Annotated in this window: 1 pseudogene; it reads right to left on the bottom strand. The window is 67.7% G+C overall.

Features of this window, described 5'->3' with window-relative positions:
• Positions 1-222, bottom strand: a pseudogene (locus OU789_RS16885) (hypothetical protein); the annotation flags it as partial.
• Positions 223-269 lie beyond the last annotated feature (47 nt).

Below are 269 nucleotides of genomic sequence, written 5' to 3'. Positions count from 1 at the left end.
CACGAAGCCGTATTCGTCGAATGCCCGGCGATTGTCTGATCGCGCCGCGTCGGTCTCGGCGCCGCCGGAGATGTAGCCGTAGAGGAATTTCGGCAGCAGCTGCCGCGCCCGCGGCTCGAAATCGTCGAGCGTGAGGTAGCGCCGCAAATGCCGGGGCACGGCGCTCGCGGCGCGGTTGACGGTTGCGGGAGGCGGGGAGGGCGCTGCGGTCCGGTCGTGCACGTCGGTCGTTTCCGTTGTTCTTGGTTCTTGGTCGGCGCCTGACGTTA

Origin of the sequence: Halocynthiibacter sp. C4, assembly GCF_028823805.1 — a bacterium.
Lineage (GTDB): Bacteria > Pseudomonadota > Alphaproteobacteria > Rhodobacterales > Rhodobacteraceae > Falsihalocynthiibacter > Falsihalocynthiibacter halioticoli.
This window is presented reverse-complemented; position numbering and strand designations above follow the sequence as displayed.